Below are 22,349 nucleotides of genomic sequence, written 5' to 3' on the forward strand. Positions count from 1 at the left end.
AATCACCATGTCTTTAGTCCAAGAAGCAGCAAAAACCGTCGAACTGCACCGCCCTGCGGCGCGCATCACCGTGCCGGAAGCGGCCACCTGGCCCGTCGCCGACGTGCTGGCCCTGTTCGACCTGCCATTCAATGACCTGATGTTCAAGGCCCAGCAAACCCACCGCGTCAACTTCCCCGACGGCGACGTGGAACTGGCGACCCTGTTGTCGATCAAGACGGGCGGCTGCGAGGAAGACTGCGGCTACTGCCCGCAGGCGGCCCGCTACGACACGGGTGTGGAAGCGAAAAAAATCCTCGACATCGACACGGTGCTCGACGCGGCGCGCCAGGCAAAAGCCAACGGCGCCACGCGCTTCTGCATGGGCGCCGCCTGGCGCAGCCCGAAAGAGCGCGACATGGAAAAAGTCGAAGAGATGGTGACCAAGGTCAAGGCGCTGGGCCTGGAAACATGCGCTACTTTGGGTATGCTGGAAGAAGGACAAGCGGACCGCCTGAAGAACGCGGGCCTCGACTTCTACAACCACAACCTCGATACGGCGCCCGAGTTCTACGACAACGTCATCTCGACGCGCGAATACCAGGACCGCCTGGACACCCTGGGCCGCGTGCGCGAAGCGGGCTTGAAAGTATGCTGCGGCGGCATCGTCGGCATGGGTGAAACGCGCTTGCAGCGCGCGGGCCTGATCGCCCAGCTGGCCAATCTGAATCCGTATCCGGAATCGGTGCCCGTCAACCACCTGGTGCAGGTGGAAGGCACGCCACTGTACGGCATGGAAGCGCTCGATCCGTTCGAATTCGTGCGCACCATCGCCGTGGCCCGCATCACCATGCCGAAGGCGCGCGTGCGCCTGTCGGCGGGTCGCCGCCAGATGGGCGAAGCCGTGCAAGCCATGTGCTTCCTGGCTGGCGCCAATTCCATCTTCTACGGCGACAAGCTGCTCACCACCGACAACCCGGAAGCGGAAGACGACCGCGTCCTGTTGAACAAGCTGGGCCTGCAAACGCGCGGCGCCATGCTGGACTCGGTACAGAAAGAGAAGTGCGGCTGCTGATCCAGCCATCGGAATGCGCCCCACCAGGGCGCATTCCTTCATCGCGACACCTCAGATAAAAAACTTCCAGCCACGAGCTGCAAAGAGAGAGACCATGTTCACTAAAATCCTGATCGCCAACCGCGGCGAAATCGCTTGCCGTGTCGCCGCTACCGCGCGCCGCATGGGCATCCAGACCGTCGCCGTGTATTCGGAAGCGGACGCCAACGCCAAGCACGTCGCCGTGTGCGACGAAGCCGTCCTGATCGGCCCCGCGCCGGCCAAGGAAAGCTATCTGTGCGGCGACAAGATCATCGCCGTGGCGCTGGCGACAGGGGCGCAGGCGATCCATCCCGGCTACGGCTTCCTGTCCGAAAACGCGGATTTCGCCGACGCCTGCCACGCGGCGGGCCTCGTCTTCATCGGCCCGCCGGCGTCCGCCATGCGCGCCATGGGTTCCAAATCGGCCGCCAAGTCGCTGATGGAAAAGGCGAATGTACCGCTGGTGCCCGGCTACCATGGCGAGGAACAGGATGCGGACTTTTTGCACACGCAAGCCGACAAGATCGGCTACCCCGTCCTGCTGAAGGCTTCGGCCGGCGGCGGCGGCAAGGGCATGCGCGTCATCGACAACAGCGCCGACTTCAAGGCCGCGCTGGCCTCGTGCAAGCGCGAAGCGATCAGCTCTTTCGGCGACGACAAGGTGCTGGCCGAAAAATACCTGTCGCGCCCGCGGCATATCGAAATCCAGGTGTTCGCCGACACGTTCGGCAACTGCATCTACCTGTTCGAGCGCGATTGCTCGGTGCAGCGCCGCCATCAAAAGGTGCTGGAAGAAGCGCCGGCGCCGGGCATGCCGGCCGAGCGCCGCGCAGCCATGGGCGAAGCGGCCGTCGCCGCCGCCAAGGCCGTCGGCTACGTGGGCGCCGGCACGGTGGAATTCATCGCCAACCAGGATGGTTCGTTCTACTTCATGGAGATGAACACGCGCCTGCAGGTCGAGCATCCGGTGACGGAAATGATCACCGGCACCGACCTGGTGGAATGGCAGTTGCGCGTCGCCTTTGGCGAGCCGCTGCCGAAAAAACAGAGCGAACTGGCGATCCACGGCCACGCCATCGAGGCGCGCATCTACGCGGAAAATCCGGAGAAGGGCTTCCTGCCGTCGATCGGCACCCTGCGCCACATGCAGTCGCCATCGGCCGTCACGTTCGAACTGGGTGGCACGGTCGTGCCGGCGTCCGTGCGCATCGATTCGGGCGTGCGCGAAGGCGACGCCATTTCGCCATTCTACGACCCGATGATCGCCAAGCTGATCGTCTGGGGCGCGGACCGCCGCGAAGCGCTGGCGCGCATGGCGCAAGCGCTGTCGGAATACCAGATCGTCGGCCTCGCCAGCAATATCGCCTTCCTGAAACGCCTGGTCGAAGGCCAGGCATTTTCCAGCGCGGACCTGGACACGGGTTTGATCGAGCGCAATCAAGAGTCGCTGTTCCCCGCCCTGCAGGCGGCGCCCGACACGGCCCTGGCGCTGGCGTCCGTGGCCCTGCTGCTGGAAGAAAAAGCGGCCGCCGAAGCGCAATCGGCCAACCGCGCCGACCCATGGGGCAATGCCCTGGGCTGGCGCTTGAACAGCACCCTGGGACGCAGCCTGGCATTTGCCGACGAATTCGCGCTGGCCGGCGACAGCAAGGCCTATGCCGCGCGCATCGCCTACCAGACGGATGGCTGGCTGTTCAACGGCCAGCCCCTGACATTGACGGCGCGCAAAGGCAACGAGCTGCACATCAAGCTGGGCGAGCGTGCCGTGCATGGCACCGTGCTGCGCGACGGCGAGCAATTCCACGTGTTCACCAGCGGCTTGCACCACACCCTGCACTACAGCGACCCGATGGCGCATGCGGGCGAAACGGAAGCGGAAGGCGGCCGCCTGACGGCGCCGATGCCGGGCAAGGTCGTCGCCGTGCTGGTCAACCAAGGCCAGGACGTCAAGAAGGGCGAGCCGCTGGTCATCATGGAAGCGATGAAGATGGAGCACACGATCGCCGCGCCGCACGACGGCCTGGTGGAAGAGGTGCTGTACGCGGTCGGCGACCAGGTGGCCGATGGCGCGCCGCTGCTGGCCTTCAAGGCCGCCGCCTGAGGAGCGCTCTTGGAAACCTCGATGCGCATCCTGTTACAGCGCGCGGACGGCAAGGAAGCGGCGTGGATCAGCGACTTCCGTGACTTGCTGCCCGAAGCCGAGATTGTCTTCTGGCGCGAGGGCGAGTCGTTCGCGCCCTACGACTATGCCGTCGTGTGGCAGCCGCCCGCCGCCATGCTGCCCGTATTGAGCGAAGTCAAAGCCATCTTCAACACGGGCGCGGGCGTCGACGCGCTGCTGAAATTCGGCGACGCGCTGCCGGCCCACGTGCCGCTGGTGCGCCTCGATGACGCAGGCATGGGCGTGCAGATGGCCGAATATGTGAGCCACGCCGTGCTGCGCCACTTCCGCCGTTTCGACGACTACGAGGCGCAGGGCCGCGCCGGCATCTGGCAACCGCTGCCCGCATTCGACAAGGGGGATTTCCCCGTCGGCGTGCTTGGCATGGGCGTGCTGGGCACCCGCGTGCTGCAAGCGCTGGCGCAGTTCGAATTCCCCCTGCGCGGCTGGAGCCGCAGCCAGAAACACGTCGATGGCGTGCAGTGCTTTGCGGGCGAAGAGGAGCTGGAAGCCTTTTTACGCGGCACGCGCGTGCTGGTCTGCATGCTGCCGCTCACGCCGGACACGCACAACCTGCTCGACCGCGCGCGCCTGTCGATGCTGCTGCCGGGCGCCTACGTCATCAACGTGGCGCGCGGTGCGCATCTCGCCGAACCGGATTTGCTGACCCTGATCCGCTCCGGGCACATCGCCGGAGCGACCTTGGACGTGTTCCGCAACGAGCCGCTGCCGCAGCAGCACCCGTTCTGGCAAGAACCGCGCATCACCATCACGCCGCATATTTCGGCCGCCACCCTGCGCCGCGAAAGCGTGGCGCAAATCGCCGCCAAAATGCGCCGCCTGCACGCCGGCGACTCTGTCGCCGGCATCGTCAACCGTTTGCAAGGATATTGAGATGAACCCTACTACCAGTCTGCCCAAGCAGGTCAAGATCGTCGAAGTGGGTCCGCGCGACGGCCTGCAAAACGAGAAGGAAACCATCAGCGCCGCCGTCAAGATCGAACTGGTCGACCGCCTGACGTTGGCCGGCTTCGCCAATATCGAGGCGGCGTCCTTCGTCTCGCCGAAATGGGTGCCGCAGATGGCCACCAGCGCGGAAGTCATGGAGAAAATCGCACGCCGCCCCGGCACGATTTACTCGGCGCTGACACCGAACATGCAGGGTTTCGATGCCGCGCTGGCGGCGCAGGCCGATGAAGTGGTGATCTTCGGCTCCGCTTCCGAGGCGTTCTCGCAAAGGAACATCAACTGCTCCATCGCCGAATCGATCGCCCGCTTCGAAGGCGTGGCGAAAGCGGCCAAGGAACACGGCCTGCGCCTGCGCGGCAGCATCAGCTGCGCCTTCGGCTGCCCCTACCAGGGCGACGTGCCGCTCGACGCCGTGGCCGACGTGGTGAAACGCATGCGCGACCTGGGCTGCGACGAAATCGACATCGCCGACACCATCGGCGTGGCCACGCCGCGCAAGACGCAGGCGGTAATGGAGCGCGCGATCCAGGCTTTCCACGTGGGAGGCCTGTCCGGCCACTTCCACGACACCTATGGCCAGGCGCTGGCGAATATCTACGCCAGCCTGGAAACGGGCATCGCGATCTATCACTCGTCCGTCTCCGGCCTGGGCGGCTGCCCCTACGCCAAGGGCGCCACCGGCAACGTGGCCACCGAAGACGTGCTGTACCTGATGCAGGGGCTGGGCATTGCCACCGGCATCGACCTGGACCTGGTCGTCGATGCGGGGCAGTTCATCTCGCAGCAGCTGGGGCGCAAAGGATCGAGCCGGGCGGGAAACGCCATTGCGGCGAAACGCCTGGGGTAATTGCAAAGGGGCTGCGGCCCCTTTTTGCTGCCGGCCTCGCGCCGCAGGCGCTACAGACGAAAAAAAACCCAAGAGCCTAAACTCTTGGGTTTTTTTCTACAAATTTGGTCGGAGTACAAGGATTCGAACCTTGGACCCCCTGGTCCCAAACCAGGTGCGCTACCGGGCTGCGCCACACTCCGAAGACCAAGATAATACAGGCCGTATCGACTTCGGTCAAGGGTCAGGTGAAACTCTGTGTAAATTATTTACGCGCGGCACTGGAACCCATGTATTTTTCAAAACGATTGAAGTATGCGACACTGGCTTGGCAAGTTTTCCCGATCAGACATGAAGGTGACGACGGCAATGGAGTTCAGGATAGAAAGAAGCGACGGTGGCCGGCCCCTGCCGAACCGCCGCGGCATCGTGCTGGGCATCGCCGTGTCCCTGCTGCTGCATGGCGCCTTGATCACTCTGTGGCGCCATGTGCAGCCGGCCGCGCGGATGGACACGGCCCCGCGCGTGGAATCGATCGCCGTGTGGATACGTCCGCTGGCCGCCAAGCCGCCTCCGCCGCCCGTCGAAGTGGTCAAGCCGAAACGCGAACCCAAGCCCATCAGCAAGCCGAAACTCGCCACGGTCCGGGAAACGCCGGCGGCGGCGACGGCGCCCGTGCCAGGTCCGCAAGCCATCACGGTCGTCCCGGCAGCACCGGCCACGCCGGCGGCCAGTGCCGATACCTTCAGGCAAGAAACCCCGGAAACACCGAAATTCGACATGGACGCGGCCAGGCGGACGGCGCGCAAGATGGCGGGCGAACGCGATCCGTCCAAGGTGGGCACGGCCGTGGGGCAAATCCCCGACAAGCCGCTGCAAACGGAAACCCAGCTGGCGCGCGACATCGCACAAGGCAAGCGCGGCGATTGCCGCACCGCCTATTCTGGCGCGGGCTTGCTGGCGCCCGTGCTGATGCTGCTCGACAAGAAGGATAGCGGCTGCAAGTGGTGATTATTTAGCAACACCCCATCATGGGTATGCCACCATCAGATTATTCCTGCCCCTTCAACTGCAGCGCCCGCTCATACAGGGCGTTTTTCTTGCGGCCCGTGATCTGCGCCGTCAAATTCGCCGCCTGCTTGACGCTGCATTCGGCCAATAAAATATTCAGGATGCGTTCCGCTTCCACGTCTTCCGCGTCCTGCGCTTCCGTGGCGCCTTCCAGCAAGACGACAAATTCTCCCTTTTCCCGGTGCGCGTCGGCGCGTATCCACGCCTCCGCCTCGGACAGGGGGCAGCGGTGGATTTCCTCGAACAGTTTCGTCAGTTCGCGCGCGAACACCACCTGGCGCGTCGGCTCGAACGCCGCCGCCAGGGCCGTGGCGCAATCGAGGATGCGGTGCGGCGCCTCATAGAACACCATGGTGGCCGTCACGCCGCGCAGGCTGTGCAGCATGTTTTCACGCTGCTTGGCCTTGGCTGGCAGGAAGCCGACAAAGTAAAACTGGTCATTCAGCAAGCCGCTGGCGGAAATGGCCGTGATCGCCGCCGATGGACCGGGCAGGGGCAGCACGCGCAAGCCGGCCGCACGCACGGCGTCGACGATGCGCGCGCCCGGGTCGGACACGGCGGGCGTGCCGGCGTCGGAGACGAGGGCGATGCGCTCGCCGGCGTGCAGGCGGGCAATCAAAGTTTGCGCCACTTCGCGTTCATTATGTTGATGCGCCGCAATCAACGGCTTGTTCAAGCCAAAGCGCGTCAGCAGGTGCGCCGTATTGCGCGTATCTTCACAGGCGACGGCATCGGCAAGGCTCAGCAAATGCAGCGCGCGCAGGCTGATATCGGTCACATTGCCGATCGGCGTGGCCACTATATACAATGTTGCGATAGGATAGACCTGGTGCGCCGCCTCTGTCATGATGGGCAGGCTGGCGATGGAACTGATTTCTTGTACGGTCATTTTGGAGGTTAAATGCTTGCTAATAGTGTGAAGTTACTGCTTGTTTGTGCCGCGACCGGCATGCTGAGCGCTTGCAGCACGCCTTGCGACGCGCCCGGGCAATTGTGCGCGCCTATTGAATCTAACACAAGGGCGCTGCCGCCACCGAAGCCGCTGCCCCTGCCGCCGAAGCCGCCCGCGCCCGAACCCGTCACTTTCGCCGTGGCCGTGCCCGATATTACCGCGTACGACGGCAACGGCGCGCCGTTGACACCCATCAAGAACAAACCGGCCACCGGCACGCCACTCGACATGCCGGCCGCCACGGCGCCGGCGCCGTCCGACGGCAATGTCCACCACATCGGCCTGCTGCTGCCGCTGCGCTCGGCTTCCCTGGGCCCGGCCGCCGAATTGCTGCGCGCCGGCTTCATGGCTGCGTACGAACGCGACCGCAGCGGCTTTGAAGTGACGGTGATCGATACGGGCGATGGCAGCAGCGACGTCCTGAACAAGTTTGCGCAAGCGCAGGAAGAACAGGACATCGTCGTGGGGCCTTTGTCGCGTTCGGCCGTCACGGCCGTGGCGAACAGCGACCTGGTGCGTAAACCAACGATCGCCCTGAACCACCCGGACAACCGCGGCGACGCGCGCCTGCCGGCCAAGCTGCTGGTGATGGGCTTGTCGATCGAGGCGGAAGCGCGCCAGGTCGCCGCCTGGGCCGCCAGCGAACAGCCGGGCGCCAGCGCGCTGGTCCTGTCGGCCGGTTCGCCCTCGCAGCGCCGCATCAGCGCCGCCTTCAAGCAGGAATGGCTGCGCCAGGGCGGCAAGATCGAAACCATGGACTTGACGGCCACGAATGGCTACCTGAGCGATGCCGAGCTGGTGCAGCTGCGCGCGCGCCTGGCCGCCACGCCGCCGGGCCTGCTGTTTGCCGCGCTCGACGCCGACCAGGCGCGCCAGCTGCGCGTGGCCATCGGCAGCGATCTGCCGCTGTATGGCACCTCGTCCTTGAATCCCGGCGCCGGACGCGGCGCCAGCGGCCCGGAACTCGACGGCGCGCGCCTGCTGGACTTGCCATGGCAAGTGCAGCGCGACCATCCGCAAGTGATGGTGTATCCACAGCCCGAGCAACCCGCCGAACGCCGGCTGACGGCCGACATGGAACGCCTGTACGCGCTGGGCATCGATGCCTTCCGCGTGGCGCGCGAAGTGGCGCTGCGGCCGAACGCGCCATTTACCCTCGATGGCGTGACGGGCCGCCTGGCCGTGCGCTTTGACGGTGATCAAAGCGTGTTCGAACGCACGGAACAGGCCGCCACCTACCAGCAGGGCGTGCTGGGTACCTGGCCGCCGGCCCCGGCAGCGCAATAAGGACACGCCATGCCGCCCTTCGCTTTCTGGAACAAACGGGAACGGGGACGGCAAGGAGAAGACGATGCGCTCGCGTATCTGCTGCTGCAAGGCTTGGTGCTGCTGCAACGCAACTATCTGTGCAAGGGCGGGGAACTCGACCTGATCATGCGCGACGGCGCCGCCATCGTTTTCGTCGAAGTGCGGCTGCGCAGCAGTACGGCCTACGGCGGCGCCCTGGCCAGCATCACGCCGGCCAAGCAGCGGCGCATGGTGCTGGCCGCGCAAACCTGGCTGCTGGGACAAAAAACGCTGCCGCCATGCCGCTTCGACGCGCTGGCCATCGATGGCGGGCGCATCAGCTGGCTGAAGAACATCCTCGATATGTAAGCATTTTTAACAGTGCTTGTCCGCCATGCCGCGCGCCTGCACTATAATCGGCAGACTATGAATAATCAACGCATCCTCTCGCACTTCCACGAAAGTGCCGAACTCAAGATCCAGGCCGCCACCGTACTGGCGCAACCGATTGCGCAGGCGATCGACCTGATGTTTTATGCATTGTCCAACGGCAACAAGATCCTCGCCTGCGGCAACGGCGGTTCCGCCGCCGACTGCCAGCATTTCGCAGCAGAGCTGGTCGGACGCTTCGAACGCGAACGCTTTCCGCTGCCGGCCCTGGCGCTGACGACGGATACGTCCATCCTGACGGCCGTGGCGAACGATTACAGCTACCGCGAGATCTTCTCGAAGCAGGTGCAGGCATTCGGCCAGGCTGGCGACATCCTGCTGGCCATCTCCACGTCGGGCAATTCGGCCAACGTGATGGCGGCCGTGGAAGCGGCGCTCGAGCGCGAAATGCGCGTCGTGGCGCTGACGGGCAAGGACGGCGGCGCCATCGGCAAGATGCTGACGGACGCCGACGTGCATATCTGCGTGCCGGCCGAGCGCACGGCGCGCATCCAGGAAGTCCATCTGACCACCATACATTGCATCTGCGACGGCATCGATGTCGCCCTATTCGGAGGAGACGTGAATGACTAAATTCGGTACTGGCCCAGGCTGGAAACGCGTACAACGCCCGCTGGCCACCGCACTGCTGTGCGGCGCCATGCTTACCTCGCTCACCGGCTGCATCGAATTGATGGTCGGCGGCGCGGTGATGGGCGGCGTGGCCGCAGCGGACCGCCGCACCCTGGGCGCGCAGACCGAAGACAAGTCGATCGCCCTCAAAGGCGAGTCGCGCATCCCCTCCATCGTGGGCGACGTGGGCCACGTGAACGTCACCAGCTTCAACCGCCGCGTCCTGCTGACGGGCGAAGTGCGCGACGAGGCGATGAAAAATGCCGTCGAGCGCGAAGTGCGCAATATCGAGGGCGTGGAATCGGTGGCGAATGAATTGATCATCGCCGGCCCGGCCAGCTATACCTCGCGCTCGAACGATGCGCTGATCACCACCAAGGTCAAGGCCAGCCTGGTCGACATGAAAACCATCTCGGCGGCCTCGTTCAAGGTCGTCACCGAGAACGCCACCGTCTTCCTGATGGGACGCGTGACCCAGCGCGAAGGCACGGTCGCGGCCGACGTGGCGCGCGGCGTGGGCGGCGTGCAGAAAGTGGTCAAGCTGTTCGACTACATCTCGGAAGCGGAACTGAAGCAATTGCAGCCGGACCCGCCGCAGCAGCGCACGACGAACACCGTCAGCGATACGGTCCAGCAGTAAGCGCCTCCGCCATCCGACCTAGGGCGCGCCGACGATGCGGTGGCTATAATAGTCGCATCGTGGCCGCATCGCCCCGCTTTTCAAGTGAAAACCATGTCAACTTCGCCATCCGCAAGCAAGTCCTGGATCAAGCCAGCCCTGATCGCCGTCTTCGTGGCGGGCGTGGCAGCAGCCGGCTATCTGTCGCTGAACGACAAGCAAAGCGCGCCGGACGTGACCTTCCACGGCATCCATGGCGAGAAAATCACGTCAAACAGCCTGCGCGGCAAGGTGGTGATGGTCAATTTCTGGGCCACCTCGTGTACGACTTGCGTGGCGGAAATGCCGGAAATGGTCGACACCTACAACAAGTACAAGGGGCAGGGACTGGAATTCGTGGCCGTGGCCATGAAATACGATCCGGCCAACTACGTGCTGAACTTCGCCGAAACGCGCCAGCTGCCGTTCAAGGTGGCGCTCGACGTGACGGGCGAAGCGGCCAAGGCCTACGGCGACGTGGCCCTCACGCCCACCACCTTCGTCCTGGACAAACAGGGCAAGATCCTCAAGCGCTACGTGGGCAAGCCGGAATTCGCTGAACTGCACAAGCTGCTCGAATCCGCCATCGCCGGCTAAACGTCTCACATAAGCTACTGCGCGTCGCGATTTGCAGCCTGCGATGCTCACTGTGCTCAAGCACAGTTCCGCTTCTCTGCCGCAACTCACTTCCGCTCGCTACGCTTCTGTGAGGCGTTGAAGACGAGGGGAGCACCATACAAAACCCTGTTGCCAGGTGTTGCCAATCTGTTATAACCTTCCCTTGCGTGATCCCACTCACCTTGTGAAGGCCAGCCGTGTCCCCAGCCGCCCAATCGCTCGACCCGCAGCAACTGAAAACCTGGCTGCTCGCCGCCGGTAACAAGGACGCCACCGCGTTCCGCCAGCTATATAACTCCACCTCATCGAAACTGTTTGGCTTCGCGCTGCGTATATTGCATAAGCAAGAGCTCGCTGAAGAAGCCTTGCAAGAGGGGTTCGTCGCCATCTGGAACAACGCCGCCGCTTACCAGAGCCATCTGGCGGCGCCGATGACCTGGATGGCCACCATCGTGCGCAACAAGGCGTTCGATGTGCTGCGGCGCAGCGACGATACCGTGGAAATCGATGCCGAACAGTTTGATAGCGAAGTCATGAATGCACTCCGAGACCCCCAGGCCACGCCGATCGAGTCACTGCAACTGAGCGGTGACGCCAAGGCGCTGGCGTTTTGCATGTCCGCCCTGGAAGGGCTGCACCGGCAGGTGGTCGCCCTGGCGTTCTATCACGACCTGTCGCATAGCGAAGTGGCGCAGCAGATGTCGCTGCCGATCGGCACCGTGAAGACCTGGATACGGCGCAGCCTGGAACGGCTGCGCACGTGCCTGGCGAAACGGGAGGCATCATGAATATCCGCGGCAATGACGTGCTGCGCCAGAAACTGGCGTCCGAATACGTGCTGGGCACCCTGAAAGGGGGCGCGCGGCGGCGTTTCGAAGGCTGGCTGCACAACGACGCCGACTTGCGCAATATCACGGCCGAATGGCGCCAGCGCCTGGAACCGATGGCCGAATTTGCCACGCCCGTGGTGGCGCCCAAGCGCGTCTGGCAACAGATCGAGCAGCGCCTGCACCTGCGTCCGCAGGGCGGCAAGTCCTGGCTGCACGATTCGCTGGCGTTCTGGCGTGGCCTGGGCATGGCGTCGAGCGCCATCGCCGCGCTGCTGGTGATCGTCGTGGCCACGCGCGTGATGGATGCGCCGCAGATCAGCTATGTGGCCAGCCTGACGGACGAGAAAGCGCAAACAGCCCTGCTGCTGACGGCCGACAGCCGCCATGGCGCGCTCGAGGTGCGCATGGTGGGCAACGCGCCCGTGCCTGCTGATCGCGATCTGGAACTGTGGGCCGTGCCGAAGAGCGGCAACCCACGTTCGCTCGGCTTGCTGGCAGACAAGGGCAACGTGAAACTGGCCCTGTCGCAGCGCGCCATCGGCAGCGACGTGGCCTTGCTGGCCGTTACCCTGGAGCCGAAAGGCGGTTCGCCGGATCCGAACGGACCGACGGGACCAATCTTGTACAAGGGTAACTGGGTGAAAATCTAAGCTTATTTAGGATACAGAATCATCTGCGTGCAGCGGAACAGGGCAATCGTCTTGCCCGTTTCCTTGCTTTTCACCACGGCATCCCACACTTGCGTGTTGCGGCCCTTGTGCTCGACTTTCGCCGTGCAGGTGAGCGTGCCTTCGCGGGCCGTGCCCAGGTGGTTCGATTTCAACTCGATGGTCGTAAAATTGCTCGCGCCTTCGGGCAAGTTGACGATGCAGCCATAGCCGGAAGCCGTGTCGGCCAGGGTCACCACGCTGCCCGCATGCAGGTAGCCGTTCGGCGCCAGCAAGTGCGGCAGCACGGGCAATTCCGCCGTCAGCTGGCCGTCGCCCACTGCCGTGATGACGATGCCCAGGTGGCCGGGCAGGCGGCCGGTGCCGCGTTCATTCAACATTGCTACGGTGATGTCGGGATTGCTCATGCTGGTCCTTGTGCGGGTGAATCCGGACAGCGGATCTGCCGGAAAATACTATGATGATAGCAACTTTCCCCGCATCGGTTTGGCAACCGCCTATTTCCGGCCACGCCGCCGTTTCCACCACACCAAACTGCCCGTCAGCAGGAACAGCAAGGGCATCAAACCGAAGACGGTAATGAAGGCGCGCCCGGCCACGCCGAACGCCTGGCCCGAATGCAGGGGGAATTGCCAGCCGAGGAAAACATCGCCGGCCGGCGCCCGCAAGGGATCGCGTATGCGCAGGGGCAAGCCGCTGCGCGCGTCCAGGGTGATGCGCGTGGCGCCGTCGCCGTGGGCGATTTCGCCGGGCTGGCGCACGCGCACGTCATACGGCTGGTCCTTTTTCGCCGGCAGCACGATGCGCGACACGCGCGCCTGCGGATACAGCAACTGCGCGGCGGCCATGGCCTGGCCCGCATCGAGCACGGCGCCGTCCTGCGCCACATTCTTCAATTTTGCCGTATCCGGCACCGTCGACACCAGCTCCACCAGCGGCACGATCAATTGCGGCAAATTGAAATAGATGCCGGAAAAGGCGAGCACAGCCAGCACGGGCGCGGCAAAGAAGCCCGCCGCCTTGTGAAACGTGTAATGAAAACGGGGCCAGGAACCGCCATGCGACACCGTCAGCGCGCGCTTGATCGCCGTCCACTGCAGGCGCGGCCACCACAGATAGATGCCGGTGAGCGCCATCAGCAGCAGCATCACGCCGGAAATCCCCGTGACCGTCTTGCCCGCGTCGCCCGACAGCAGATAGCGGTGCAAATGAAACATGCCCGACATCAACAGCGGGCGCGTGAGGCCGAAACGGCCCCAGTCGCGCTCGCCTTTGACTTGCAGGGTGTAGGGATCGACCATCACCTGGCGCACGATGGCCTGGCTGAAGGGCGATGGCTTGCTGGCCTGGCGGTACGACGCCACGTACACGTCGCGCGCATCGGCGGGCGGATTGAGCTGCGAAGGCTGGCCGTAGGCAGGGTCGGCAGTCAGCTGGTCCACCACCGCTTGCAGCGTGCGCGGCGTCACCTGGAACACCTGGCCGGGCGCGGGCGTGCTCGCCTGCAACAAATTAGGATTCAGATACGCATCGAGTTCCGGCATCCAGGCGATGGCGGACCCCGTCAAGCCCAGCAGGACGAACAGGGCGCCGAACCACAGGCCCGCATACAGGTGCAGCTTGGCTAACAGCCATGGAATCGGGCGCTTGGACATGAAGGGGGACTCTGGGAATTTTGGGCTGCGAAACGATAGCATGAAAGCCCTGCAGTGAAAATCACGTGCGGCAAGAAAGAGAAGAACCATACAACACGCTCATCAGAACGCGCGAATTGGAGGAAACCGAGCGTTTCGGCACCATCAGCGAGCGCATCGGCATCGCATAGGAATGTTGCAAGGCATACACTTTCCCCTATACTTCATCGAAAGGAAAACCATGACCACTGCCCGCCTCTTCGCCGCCACCTTGGGCCTCGCTCTGCACCTGGGCGCCCACGCGGCCGATTTCACGGTATCGAGCACCGACATCGCCCCTGGCCAGACCCTGGCTCCTGCGCAAGTGTTCCAGGGCTTCGGCTGCACGGGCGGCAACCTGGCGCCGCAGCTGTCGTGGCACGGCGCGCCAGCCGGCACCAAAAGCTACGCCGTCACCCTGTACGACCCGGACGCGCCGACGGGCAGCGGCTGGTGGCACTGGAGCGTATTCAATCTGCCCGCCGGCACCACTTCCTTGCCGGGCGGCGCCACGGCCGGCACCCTGCCAGCGGGCGCCATGCAAGGACGCAACGATTTCGGCGACAGCGCCTACGGCGGCGCCTGCCCACCGCCCGGCGACAAGGCGCACCGCTATCAGATCACGGTCTGGGCCTTGGGCGTGGACAAGCTGCCCCTGGATCAACAGGCCAGCGGCGCCATGCTCGGCTACATGCTCAACGCCAACGCGCTGGGCAAGGCACAGCTGACGGGACTGTATGGAAGATAAGATGGAAGCGGTGGCCCTGAGCGAACTGCGCATCGTCCACGGCACCATCGAGGCGCGCCGCGCGCAAACCCTGCGCCGCGTACCCGTCTTCCAGAGCGCCCTGTGCCGCGTGCGGCAGGGAGTAAAACTGCTGGAATGGGGCGCTCGCCAGGCGCGCGCCGGGACGCACGACGTGGTGCTGATGCCGGCGGGCCAGGAATTGGGCGTGGCCAACCTGCCCGGCACGCAAGGCTACCGGGCCGAAGTGCTGAGTTTTTCGCCAGCCCTGATCGCCCGTTTCCGCGCGCGCCATGGCAGCCTCGTCGATGGCCAGCTGCGCCAGGCGGCCACGGCCAGCTTGTGCGTGCCGCTCGATGACCACGCGGCGCTGGCCTGGGACCAGCTGATGGCCAGCCTGGCTGCCGGTAGCCCGCCCGCGCTGCTGGCGCACCAGGCCGAAGGCTTGCTGCTGGCCCTGGCCCTGGGCGGCCACTGCGGCCCCTTGCTGCTGGACCGCCGCGACCCGCTGGCCGCGCGCGTGCAGCAAGTGCTGCTGCTGGACCCGGCCGCCGACTGGAGCGTGGCCAAGGTCGCCAGCCAGCTGCACCTGGGCGCGTCCACGCTGCGCCGCCAGCTGGCCCTGGAACAACGTCACTTCCGCGCCATCCTGGAAGACGTGCGCCTGGGCCTGGCCTTGCAAGAATTGCAATCTGGCATCTTACCCATTGGCGACATCGCCGCCGCCTGCGGCTACGCCTCGCCCTCGCGCTTCGCGGCCCGTTTTCGCCAGCATTACGGCCTGTCGCCGCGCGACTTGCGCGCCACCCTGTAAGCTCGCTCCGGCGCAAATGACGCAACAAGCGCTGACAGCGGGGCGATTTTCTTGCTACTATGCGCCCATGTCTTCCCGCCAGCCCACCTGCAAGCTTGCTCATCACGGTGCCGCCGCCCTCGCGCGCACGCCGTGGCGGCTGTGCGTGGCGCTGTTCAGTGCGCTGGCCCTCGTGTTGCTGCTGTCGACGGCCGCGTCGCACCTGCACAAGACGACCCTCGACGCGGAAGAGTGCGCGCTGTGCGCCACCGTCATCGACAAGGTGGCCGATATCGCCGTGCCGCCGGCCGTTACCGAGCCGCCCGCCCAGTTATTGCCGTACCGCTTGCTGGCCATCGCGCCCGCCACCCTGGCGCCCGCCGCCGCCCTCATCTTGCCGCCCGTGCGCGGTCCGCCTGCCGCCTCGTTGTAGTTCCCACGCTGTTTTTATCCTTTTTTCAGGCTGCACCGCCGCGCCCTCATGCGCGCCGGGCCGCCTGGCGTAGACTATTTTCGAGGTTCACCATGCAACACACACCACGCTTGAGCGCGCTGTCGCTCGCCCTTGCCAGCCTGTTCAGCTTTTCCGCCCATGCCGCCGAGCCCGCGGATGCCAGTCCGGCCACTTCCGGCGCCGATGCTGCGCCGCAAGAGATGCAAAAAGTGGAAGTCACGTCCGCCCATTTGAAAAGCGCACGCATCGAGCTGTCGCCGAAAGTCGGCACCACCATCTACAGCATCGACAGCCACATGGTCGACATGCTGGGCCAGGGCGACAACACACCATTCAACGAAGTACTGCTGCGCCTGCCGGGCGTATCGCAGGATTCGAAGGGTTCCGGCGCCCTGCACGTGCGCGACGATCATGCCAACGTGCAATACCGCATCAACGGCGTGCAATTGCCGGAAAGCATCAGCGGCTTTGGCCAGTCGATCGACACGCGCCTGATCGACAAGACGGATTTCATGACGGGCGCCTTGCCGGCCCAGTTCGGCCTGCGCACGGCCGGCATCGTCGACATCGAAACGAAGGAGGGCGGCATGACGCCGGGCGGGCGCATCGGCATCATGGTCGGCAGCCACGACCACGTGGAGCCGAGTGCCGAATTTTTCGGCAGCGTGGGCAAGTTCAATTACTACCTGTCCGGCAGCTACCTGGGCAATTCCCTGGGCGTGGAAAACCCGCAGGACACGCGCAGCGCCCTGCACGACAAGACGCGCCAGAACAAATCGTTCGGCAGCCTGTCGTATTTCCTCGATGACAACACGCGCCTGGGCGCCATGTTCGGCACGTATAACGGCCGCTTCCAGATCCCCAACAATCCGGACCAGGCGCCGGGCTTCTCGCTGGCCGGTCACAGCGATGCGCAGGCGGGCACGTCCACCTTGCCGTCGTCGCAACTGAATGAAAACCAGCGCGAAGTGAACCGCTTCCTCGTGCTGTCGCTGCAAAAGAGCCTGGGCGACGTCAATTACCAGGTGTCCGCCTTCCACCAGTATTCGGAACTGCACTTCACGCCGGACTCCATCGGCGACCTGATCTACAACGGCGTGGCGTCGGATTCGCGCCGCGCGAACAGCGCCTCGGGTGCCCAGTTCGATATCAGCTACAAGTTGCACCAGGACCATACCGTGCGCGCCGGCCTGGCCTACACGCGCCAGAAGACGACGAGCGACAACACGGTGGCCGTGTTCCCGGCGCTGGACGGTGCGCAAAGCGCCACCACGCCGATTTCCATCGTCGACAACAGCGGCAAGACGGGCACCCTGGCCAGTTTCTACCTGCAGGATGAATGGCATATCAGCAAACCCTTGACCCTGAACTATGGTGCCCGTTTCGACAAGGTCTCGGCCTACACGAGCGAGCAGCAATGGAGTCCGCGCGTGAACCTGGCTTACCAGCTGGCGCCGGGCACGGCCCTGCACGCGGGCTATTCGCGCTACTTCACGCCGCCGCCGCAGGAACTGGCGGCGCAAGGCAGCATCGACCTGTATGCGAACACGACGAATGCGCCGGAAATCAGCCAGTCGGACAACGTCAAGGCCGAACGCACGCATTATTACGACGTGGGCATCAGCCACCAGGTGAGTCCGAAACTGACCGTGACGGCCGATGTGTACTATAAAAAGATCAGCAACCTGCTCGACGAAGGCCAGTTCGGCCAGGCATTGATTTTGACGCCGTTCAACTATGCGGATGGCTACGCCAAGGGCCTGGAATTATCCGCCATCTACAGTGAGAAAAACTGGGGCCTGTTCCTCAACGCCAGCACGCAAAAGGCGCAGGGCCGCAACATCAATTCGGGCCAGGCCCTGTTTGGCGCCGATGAGTTGAACTACATCAGCCGCCACTATGTCTATCTCGATCATGACCAGAAATACACGCTGTCCGGTGGCGGCCATTATCACTTCGGCGATTCGCAAGTGAGCGCTGACTTCCTCTATGGCAGCGGTCTGCGCATGACACCGGATGGCGGCGCGCCGAATTCCGGCCATTTGCCGAGTTACTTCACCGTCAACACGGCGCTCACGCACACGTGGAAAAATACGCCGGTCGGCAAGGTGGAAGGACGTTTGGCCCTGATCAACCTGTTCGACAAGTCCTACCTGCTGCGCGACGGTTCCGGCGTGGGCGTGGGAGCGCCGCAGTACGGCGCCCGCCGCAGCATCTATGCGGGTTTATCAACAAGCTTCTAAGAGTTACGCGCGAAGACAGCGGCAGGGAGCAACGCCTGCCGCTGTCGGTTGCCGTACCGTGTCATGTCTCATCCCCAGGCGATGGCCGTCTGGCCGTGCGCCTGCAAATACGCATTCGCCAGGCTGAACGGCTTGCTGCCAAAGAAACCTTTATTCGCCGACAAGGGAGATGGATGGGGAGCCGTCAGCACCAGGTGCTTGCCGGGGTCGATCAGGGACCGCTTGGCTTGCGCGTAGCCACCCCACAGGATGAAGACGAGATTGCTGCGCTCGGCGGACAGGTGGCGGATGGCGCTGTCCGTCAGCTTTTCCCACCCCTTGCCCGCATGCGTACCGGCCGCCCCCGCGCGCACGGTCAGCACGCTGTTGAGCAAAAATACCCCTTGCTGCGCCCAGTCGGACAAATCCGTCCGGGTGCGCACGACGCCTGCGTCGCTCTGTAATTCCTTGAAGATATTCTGCAGGCTCGGCTGCGGCGGCGTGCCTTCGGGTATGGAAAAGCACAGTCCCATGGCCGCGCCCGGCGTGTGATACGGGTCTTGCCCCAGGATCACGACTTTCACCTGCTCGAACGGCGTCAGGTCGAAGGCCCGGAAGATGGTTTTGCCGGGCGGACAGCACGGCCCCGCCGCATATTCCACCTTCACGAAGGCGGCCAGGCGTTCCCAGTAAGGTTCGGCGAAATCAGCCTCCAGCCGCGCCTTCCACGATGCGTCGATGCGTACGTCCATGCCTCACCTCATAGCCTATTCGTCAACCATGCATTTTCAGCACGATAGTATAGAACGCCCGGCCGGATGAGACGCATACGATTCGAACAGGCAAAAAAAAGCCGCCAGCGCGAGCGGGCGGCTTTGATACAGCGCAAGGTGCTTAGAAATTCAGCGCCGATTCCACGCCGGCGCTGTGCGCCTGTTCATCCGCATGGTACGAGCTGCGCACCATGGCGCCCACGGCGGCGTGGGTGAAGCCCATTTTATACGCTTCTTCCTCGAACATTTTGAACACGTCCGGGTGCACGTAGCGGCGCACGGGCAAGTGGCTGTTCGATGGCGCCAGGTATTGGCCGATGGTCAGCATGTCGATGTCGTGCTCGCGCATGTCGCGCATGACTTGCAGGATTTCCTCGTCCGTCTCGCCCAGGCCCACCATGATGCCGGACTTGGTCTTCACGTCCGGGTACATGGCCTTGAAGTCTTTCAGCAGCTTCAGCGAGTGCATGTAGTCGGAACCGGGACGGGCTTCCTTGTACAGGCGCGGCGCCGTTTCCAGGTTGTGGTTCATGACGTCAGGCAAGCCATCCTTGAACAGGTTCAGGGCTTTTTCCAGGCGGCCGCGGAAGTCGGGCACCAGCACTTCGATGCGGGTGTTCGGCGACAGGGCGCGCGTTTGCTGGATGCACTCGACGAAATGGCCGGCGCCGCCGTCGCGCAAGTCATCGCGGTCGACGGAGGTGATGACGACGTAGTTCAGGCGCAGCTTGGCGATGGTTTTCGACAGGTTGGCCGGCTCTTCCTTGTCCAGCGGATCCGGGCGGCCATGGCCGACGTCGCAGAACGGGCAGCGGCGCGTGCACTTGTCGCCCATGATCATGAAGGTGGCCGTGCCCTTGCCGAAGCATTCGCCGATGTTCGGGCAGCTGGCTTCCTCGCACACCGTCACGAGTTTGTTTTCGCGCAAGATGTCCTTGATTTCATAGAAGCGGGTCGATGCCGACGCGGCCTTGACGCGGATCCAGTCCGGCTTTTTCAGGCGCTCGACTTGCTCGATCGGAATGATCTTGATCGGGATGCGCGAAGTCTTGCTGGCGCCTTTTTGCTTTTCGCTCGGGTTGTAGGCGGCGGGAGCGGCGGGGGCGGTGCTGGAAATGGTCTCAGAAGTCATGGCTGCAAGCCCTTGAGGGGCATGTTGGTTTGTTTGCTCAGGCATCCGCTGCCTGAGGCGCGCCTGCGGCGCTGTTTACTTCGCTTACATCGAGTAATACGGTCAATTCGTGGGCCAGGGCCCGCTGTACGTCGGCCAGCGGCGCCAACACGCCCATGCTGCGCATGTCCACCGTCTTCAGGCCGGAATAGCCGCAAGGGTTAATCCAGGAAAACGGTGCCAGGTCCATCGCCACGTTGAGCGACACGCCATGGTAGGTGCAGCCGTTGCCGCGCACTTTCAAGCCCAGCGCGGCGATCTTCGCACCCTTGTCTGGCCCGCTGGCAATATAGATGCCAGGCGCGCCATCGATGCGCTCGCCAGCGAGATTATACGCCGCCAGCACGTTGATGATGGCTTGCTCGATTTTATGCACGAACTGGCGCGCATACAGCTTGCCGCCCGGCTTGTTGCGGCGCAAGTCCATCAGCAGGTAAATCACCACCTGGCCGGGGCCGTGGAACGTCACTTCGCCGCCCCGGTCCGTCTGCACCACGGGCACATTCTCCGCGCCGGCCAGCAGGTGGCCGCGGTCGGCCGCCAGGCCCAGGGTGAATACGGGCGGATGCTCGACGACCCACAGTTCGTCGCGCGTGTCCGTCGTGCGCGCGTCGGTAAAGGCGCGCATGGCGGCAAAGGTCGGCTCGTAATCGACGCGGCCCAGCTCGCGGATCAGCGCCGTTTCGGTTCGGGTGGTGGTCATGACGGATTCTGTAATCAGCTGCCGGCGCCCTGCGGACGCTGCGGCGAAGCCGTGATTATAAGCCAGGCCGCCGTTTCATTCCGGGGCAGACTCCGGCAACAGCAGCAATCTGCCCAATTTTTGTGCAGCATGGCGTATCTGGGGCCCATTCAAGGCCGTGTAGCCGAGCAGCACGGCTGGCGCCAATTGTGCGCTGTGACAAAAATCACCGAGCGGCTGCAGCGCCAGCCCCTCGTGCGCCGCGCGCGCGCAAAACGTCCGCTCATCGCTGCCCGGCGGCAACCACAGCACGCAATGAAAACCCGCTTGCTGGCCGGAAATGGCGTAGCGCCCGGGGGCAATCTGCTCGAGGCAGGCCACCAGCAGGTCGCGCCGCTCCTTGTAGGCCAGCCGCGCCTGGCGCAAATGGCGCACGAAAGCGCCATCCTCCATCCAGGCGGACAGCGCCAGTTGCTCCGTCACGCCCACGGACCTGCCCGTCAACTGCAGGGTGCGCAGCAACTGCGGCCGCAAGGCGGGCGGCAGCACCATGAAGCCCACGCGCAGGCCGGCAAACAGGGTCTTGTTAAAACTGCCACAGTAAATCACGCGCTGGTACTGGTCCAGCGCCTTCAAGGCTGCCAGCGGCGCGCTCTGGTAATTGAATTCGCTGTCGTAATCGTCTTCCAGCACCCACGCGCCGTGGTCGTTCGCCCATTCCAGCAAGGCCAGGCGGCGCGTGACGGACATGGTCACGCCCAGCGGCGACTGGTGCGCCGGCGTCACGTAGGCGAGGCGGGCATCCGCGTGCGCGGCCAGGGCGGCGCCATCGATGCCCTCGGCGTCGACGGCTATGTCCACCGGCACGGCGCCCGCGAGGGCGAACAGGGCGCGCGCGGCCGGATAGCCCGGTTCTTCCAGGCACACCTTGTCGCCCTCACGCACGATGCTGCGCGCCAGCAAGTCGATCGCGTGGCGGATGCCGGTCGTGACAAGGATGTCTTGCGGGTCGCAGCGCACGCCGCGGTACTTGGCAAGGAAATCGGCGATCTGCTGGCGCAGTTCGGGCAAGCCGGCGGGATCGGCGCTGCACAGCTGCTCCGGCGTGGCGGCGGCCAGCGCCCGCGTGGCGCACTTGGACCAGGCGGCCATGGGGAACAGGCTGGCGTCGGCGCGCCGCGCCACGAAGGGCAAGCCGTCGCGCACGCCCGTATCCGAGGCAGGCGCGGGCGCCACGGCCAGCGGGGCGGGAACGGCGTCGCCCAGGCCCGCCATCAGGAAGCGCTCCGGCACGACGGCGCACACGCGCGTGCCGGAACCGGGCACGCGCGTCACGTACGCTTCCGCGTGCAGGCGGTCGAACACGGTTTCGATGGTGCCGCGCGACAACTCCCACCGTTCCGCCAGGGTGCGGCTGGATGGCAAACGGCTGCCCGCCGGCAACATCTTCGTCAGGATGGCCGAGCGCAGCGCTTCATACGCGCCATCCTGCTTGTTGACGCCCGCCTTGTCGAGCCAGCTGGTGGGGCGAGGCAAGTCCAGGGCGTGCGGTGATTTTCCTCGCGGCATAATAATCGTCCAAGTGGTCCAATGAATTTTCTGATGACTGGCACTTCGCATTACACCACAAACATTCTACTCTCACCGTTCCGGTGCGCC

The 22,349-nt window shown here is 64.4% G+C and carries 23 protein-coding genes and 1 tRNA gene; 16 read left to right on the top strand and 8 right to left on the bottom strand.

Annotation, left to right across the window (positions count from 1 at the left end; all coding sequences use genetic code 11):
• Window positions 1-7 precede the first annotated feature (7 nt).
• The 4 genes from bioB to O3298_RS20545 all read left to right on the top strand — a co-directional run bounded on the left by bioB (window position 8) and on the right by O3298_RS20545 (window position 5,052).
• A complete protein-coding gene (bioB, locus tag O3298_RS20530) occupies window positions 8-1,054 on the top strand; it encodes a biotin synthase BioB (protein WP_099666034.1) in 1,047 nt (348 codons plus the stop codon).
• 94 nt (window positions 1,055-1,148) lie between these two features.
• Window positions 1,149-3,176, top strand: coding sequence for an acetyl/propionyl/methylcrotonyl-CoA carboxylase subunit alpha (locus O3298_RS20535; RefSeq protein ID WP_305060416.1), 2,028 nt, complete (start codon window positions 1,149-1,151; stop codon window positions 3,174-3,176).
• Between the two features lie 21 nt (window positions 3,177-3,197).
• Window positions 3,198-4,130, top strand: coding sequence for a glyoxylate/hydroxypyruvate reductase A (locus tag O3298_RS20540; RefSeq protein ID WP_305060705.1), 933 nt, complete (start codon window positions 3,198-3,200; stop codon window positions 4,128-4,130).
• A gap of 1 nt (window position 4,131) precedes the next feature.
• Window positions 4,132-5,052 carry a hydroxymethylglutaryl-CoA lyase gene (locus O3298_RS20545; RefSeq protein WP_305060417.1) on the top strand — a complete coding sequence of 307 codons (921 nt, stop codon included), beginning with the start codon at window positions 4,132-4,134 and terminating at the stop codon, window positions 5,050-5,052.
• 105 nt (window positions 5,053-5,157) lie between these two features.
• Here O3298_RS20545 and O3298_RS20550 read toward each other — a convergent pair.
• Window positions 5,158-5,234: transfer RNA gene (locus tag O3298_RS20550), tRNA-Pro, on the bottom strand.
• A 112-nt stretch (window positions 5,235-5,346) separates the two neighbouring features.
• On the opposite strand from O3298_RS20550, the gene O3298_RS20555 reads away from it, so the two are divergent.
• Window positions 5,347-6,042 carry a hypothetical protein gene (locus tag O3298_RS20555; RefSeq protein ID WP_305060418.1) on the top strand — a complete coding sequence of 232 codons (696 nt, stop codon included), beginning with the start codon at window positions 5,347-5,349 and terminating at the stop codon, window positions 6,040-6,042.
• A gap of 40 nt (window positions 6,043-6,082) precedes the next feature.
• On the opposite strand, the gene rsmI is transcribed toward O3298_RS20555, so the two are convergent.
• Window positions 6,083-6,991 carry a 16S rRNA (cytidine(1402)-2'-O)-methyltransferase gene (rsmI, locus tag O3298_RS20560; protein WP_289906072.1) on the bottom strand — a complete coding sequence of 303 codons (909 nt, stop codon included), beginning with the start codon at window positions 6,989-6,991 and terminating at the stop codon, window positions 6,083-6,085.
• A gap of 207 nt (window positions 6,992-7,198) precedes the next feature.
• Between rsmI and O3298_RS20565 the strand changes: the two genes are divergently transcribed.
• From O3298_RS20565 to O3298_RS20595, 7 genes are all read left to right on the top strand, one after another.
• Window positions 7,199-8,341, top strand: coding sequence for a penicillin-binding protein activator (locus tag O3298_RS20565; protein ID WP_305060419.1), 1,143 nt, complete (start codon window positions 7,199-7,201; stop codon window positions 8,339-8,341).
• A gap of 9 nt (window positions 8,342-8,350) precedes the next feature.
• Complete coding sequence (locus O3298_RS20570) at window positions 8,351-8,710, top strand: YraN family protein (RefSeq protein ID WP_289899750.1); 360 nt, start codon at window positions 8,351-8,353, stop codon at window positions 8,708-8,710.
• A 57-nt stretch (window positions 8,711-8,767) separates the two neighbouring features.
• Window positions 8,768-9,364, top strand: a complete 597-nt coding sequence (locus tag O3298_RS20575; RefSeq protein ID WP_034752465.1) for a phosphoheptose isomerase — start codon at window positions 8,768-8,770, stop codon at window positions 9,362-9,364.
• Window positions 9,357-10,043 (top strand): BON domain-containing protein, encoded by a 687-nt coding sequence (locus O3298_RS20580; protein ID WP_215410182.1) that lies wholly within the window; start codon window positions 9,357-9,359, stop codon window positions 10,041-10,043. Before O3298_RS20575 ends, O3298_RS20580 begins: the two co-directional genes overlap by 8 nt.
• A gap of 93 nt (window positions 10,044-10,136) precedes the next feature.
• Window positions 10,137-10,658, top strand: coding sequence for a peroxiredoxin (locus tag O3298_RS20585; protein WP_305053618.1), 522 nt, complete (start codon window positions 10,137-10,139; stop codon window positions 10,656-10,658).
• Between the two features lie 218 nt (window positions 10,659-10,876).
• Window positions 10,877-11,467 carry a sigma-70 family RNA polymerase sigma factor gene (locus tag O3298_RS20590; RefSeq protein WP_077398290.1) on the top strand — a complete coding sequence of 197 codons (591 nt, stop codon included), beginning with the start codon at window positions 10,877-10,879 and terminating at the stop codon, window positions 11,465-11,467.
• A complete protein-coding gene (locus O3298_RS20595; protein ID WP_305060420.1) occupies window positions 11,464-12,159 on the top strand; it encodes an anti-sigma factor domain-containing protein in 696 nt (231 codons plus the stop codon). Before O3298_RS20590 ends, O3298_RS20595 begins: the two co-directional genes overlap by 4 nt.
• 2 nt (window positions 12,160-12,161) lie before the next feature.
• On the opposite strand, the gene O3298_RS20600 is transcribed toward O3298_RS20595, so the two are convergent.
• Window positions 12,162-12,584, bottom strand: coding sequence for a PaaI family thioesterase (locus O3298_RS20600; protein WP_076564607.1), 423 nt, complete (start codon window positions 12,582-12,584; stop codon window positions 12,162-12,164).
• Window positions 12,585-12,674: 90 nt separating this feature from the next.
• Complete coding sequence (locus tag O3298_RS20605; RefSeq protein ID WP_305060421.1) at window positions 12,675-13,832, bottom strand: PepSY domain-containing protein; 1,158 nt, start codon at window positions 13,830-13,832, stop codon at window positions 12,675-12,677.
• A 220-nt stretch (window positions 13,833-14,052) separates the two neighbouring features.
• Between O3298_RS20605 and O3298_RS20610 the strand changes: the two genes are divergently transcribed.
• From O3298_RS20610 to O3298_RS20625, 4 genes are all read left to right on the top strand, one after another.
• The gene (locus O3298_RS20610; RefSeq protein ID WP_305060422.1) at window positions 14,053-14,598 is read left to right on the top strand and encodes a YbhB/YbcL family Raf kinase inhibitor-like protein; all 546 of its coding nucleotides are present in this window, start codon (window positions 14,053-14,055) and stop codon (window positions 14,596-14,598) included.
• Window positions 14,588-15,409 (top strand): helix-turn-helix transcriptional regulator, encoded by an 822-nt coding sequence (locus O3298_RS20615; RefSeq protein ID WP_305060423.1) that lies wholly within the window; start codon window positions 14,588-14,590, stop codon window positions 15,407-15,409. The genes O3298_RS20610 and O3298_RS20615 overlap by 11 nt, the downstream gene beginning before the upstream one ends.
• Window positions 15,410-15,476: 67 nt before the next feature.
• Entirely contained in the window at window positions 15,477-15,821 is a 345-nt protein-coding gene (locus O3298_RS20620) for a hypothetical protein (protein WP_305060424.1), read from the top strand.
• Between the two features lie 92 nt (window positions 15,822-15,913).
• On the top strand, window positions 15,914-18,085 hold the full coding sequence (locus O3298_RS20625) for a TonB-dependent receptor (protein WP_305060425.1): 2,172 nt from the start codon (window positions 15,914-15,916) through the stop codon (window positions 18,083-18,085).
• 68 nt (window positions 18,086-18,153) lie between these two features.
• On the opposite strand, the gene O3298_RS20630 is transcribed toward O3298_RS20625, so the two are convergent.
• From O3298_RS20630 to O3298_RS20645, 4 genes are all read right to left on the bottom strand, one after another.
• Window positions 18,154-18,816, bottom strand: coding sequence for a uracil-DNA glycosylase (locus tag O3298_RS20630; RefSeq protein WP_305060426.1), 663 nt, complete (start codon window positions 18,814-18,816; stop codon window positions 18,154-18,156).
• Between the two features lie 142 nt (window positions 18,817-18,958).
• Window positions 18,959-19,969, bottom strand: coding sequence for a lipoyl synthase (gene lipA / locus O3298_RS20635; protein WP_077398299.1), 1,011 nt, complete (start codon window positions 19,967-19,969; stop codon window positions 18,959-18,961).
• A gap of 37 nt (window positions 19,970-20,006) precedes the next feature.
• Window positions 20,007-20,711 (bottom strand): lipoyl(octanoyl) transferase LipB, encoded by a 705-nt coding sequence (lipB, locus tag O3298_RS20640; RefSeq protein ID WP_305060427.1) that lies wholly within the window; start codon window positions 20,709-20,711, stop codon window positions 20,007-20,009.
• Between the two features lie 75 nt (window positions 20,712-20,786).
• A complete protein-coding gene (locus O3298_RS20645; protein ID WP_305060428.1) occupies window positions 20,787-22,259 on the bottom strand; it encodes a PLP-dependent aminotransferase family protein in 1,473 nt (490 codons plus the stop codon).
• Window positions 22,260-22,349: the final 90 nt, after the last annotated feature.

Source organism: Janthinobacterium sp. SUN137 (assembly GCF_030587265.1).
GTDB classification, from domain to species: domain Bacteria; phylum Pseudomonadota; class Gammaproteobacteria; order Burkholderiales; family Burkholderiaceae_D; genus Janthinobacterium; species Janthinobacterium kumbetense.

What these genes read in the sequence shown, in the direction of transcription:
- bioB (WP_099666034.1), top strand. Translation starts at nt 8, where the DNA reads ATGTCTTTAGTCCAAGAAGCAGCAAAAACCGTCGAACTGCACCGCCCT.
- O3298_RS20535 (WP_305060416.1), top strand. Translation starts at nt 1,149, where the DNA reads ATGTTCACTAAAATCCTGATCGCCAACCGCGGCGAAATCGCTTGCCGT.
- O3298_RS20540 (WP_305060705.1), top strand. Translation starts at nt 3,198, where the DNA reads ATGCGCATCCTGTTACAGCGCGCGGACGGCAAGGAAGCGGCGTGGATC.
- O3298_RS20545 (WP_305060417.1), top strand. Translation starts at nt 4,132, where the DNA reads ATGAACCCTACTACCAGTCTGCCCAAGCAGGTCAAGATCGTCGAAGTG.
- O3298_RS20555 (WP_305060418.1), top strand. Translation starts at nt 5,347, where the DNA reads ATGCGACACTGGCTTGGCAAGTTTTCCCGATCAGACATGAAGGTGACG.
- rsmI (WP_289906072.1), bottom strand. Translation starts at nt 6,991, where the DNA reads ATGACCGTACAAGAAATCAGTTCCATCGCCAGCCTGCCCATCATGACA.
- O3298_RS20570 (WP_289899750.1), top strand. Translation starts at nt 8,351, where the DNA reads ATGCCGCCCTTCGCTTTCTGGAACAAACGGGAACGGGGACGGCAAGGA.
- O3298_RS20575 (WP_034752465.1), top strand. Translation starts at nt 8,768, where the DNA reads ATGAATAATCAACGCATCCTCTCGCACTTCCACGAAAGTGCCGAACTC.
- O3298_RS20580 (WP_215410182.1), top strand. Translation starts at nt 9,357, where the DNA reads ATGACTAAATTCGGTACTGGCCCAGGCTGGAAACGCGTACAACGCCCG.
- O3298_RS20585 (WP_305053618.1), top strand. Translation starts at nt 10,137, where the DNA reads ATGTCAACTTCGCCATCCGCAAGCAAGTCCTGGATCAAGCCAGCCCTG.
- O3298_RS20595 (WP_305060420.1), top strand. Translation starts at nt 11,464, where the DNA reads ATGAATATCCGCGGCAATGACGTGCTGCGCCAGAAACTGGCGTCCGAA.
- O3298_RS20600 (WP_076564607.1), bottom strand. Translation starts at nt 12,584, where the DNA reads ATGAGCAATCCCGACATCACCGTAGCAATGTTGAATGAACGCGGCACC.
- O3298_RS20605 (WP_305060421.1), bottom strand. Translation starts at nt 13,832, where the DNA reads ATGTCCAAGCGCCCGATTCCATGGCTGTTAGCCAAGCTGCACCTGTAT.
- O3298_RS20610 (WP_305060422.1), top strand. Translation starts at nt 14,053, where the DNA reads ATGACCACTGCCCGCCTCTTCGCCGCCACCTTGGGCCTCGCTCTGCAC.
- O3298_RS20615 (WP_305060423.1), top strand. Translation starts at nt 14,588, where the DNA reads ATGGAAGATAAGATGGAAGCGGTGGCCCTGAGCGAACTGCGCATCGTC.
- O3298_RS20620 (WP_305060424.1), top strand. Translation starts at nt 15,477, where the DNA reads ATGTCTTCCCGCCAGCCCACCTGCAAGCTTGCTCATCACGGTGCCGCC.
- O3298_RS20625 (WP_305060425.1), top strand. Translation starts at nt 15,914, where the DNA reads ATGCAACACACACCACGCTTGAGCGCGCTGTCGCTCGCCCTTGCCAGC.
- O3298_RS20630 (WP_305060426.1), bottom strand. Translation starts at nt 18,816, where the DNA reads ATGGACGTACGCATCGACGCATCGTGGAAGGCGCGGCTGGAGGCTGAT.
- lipA (WP_077398299.1), bottom strand. Translation starts at nt 19,969, where the DNA reads ATGACTTCTGAGACCATTTCCAGCACCGCCCCCGCCGCTCCCGCCGCC.
- lipB (WP_305060427.1), bottom strand. Translation starts at nt 20,711, where the DNA reads ATGACCACCACCCGAACCGAAACGGCGCTGATCCGCGAGCTGGGCCGC.
- O3298_RS20645 (WP_305060428.1), bottom strand. Translation starts at nt 22,259, where the DNA reads ATGCCGCGAGGAAAATCACCGCACGCCCTGGACTTGCCTCGCCCCACC.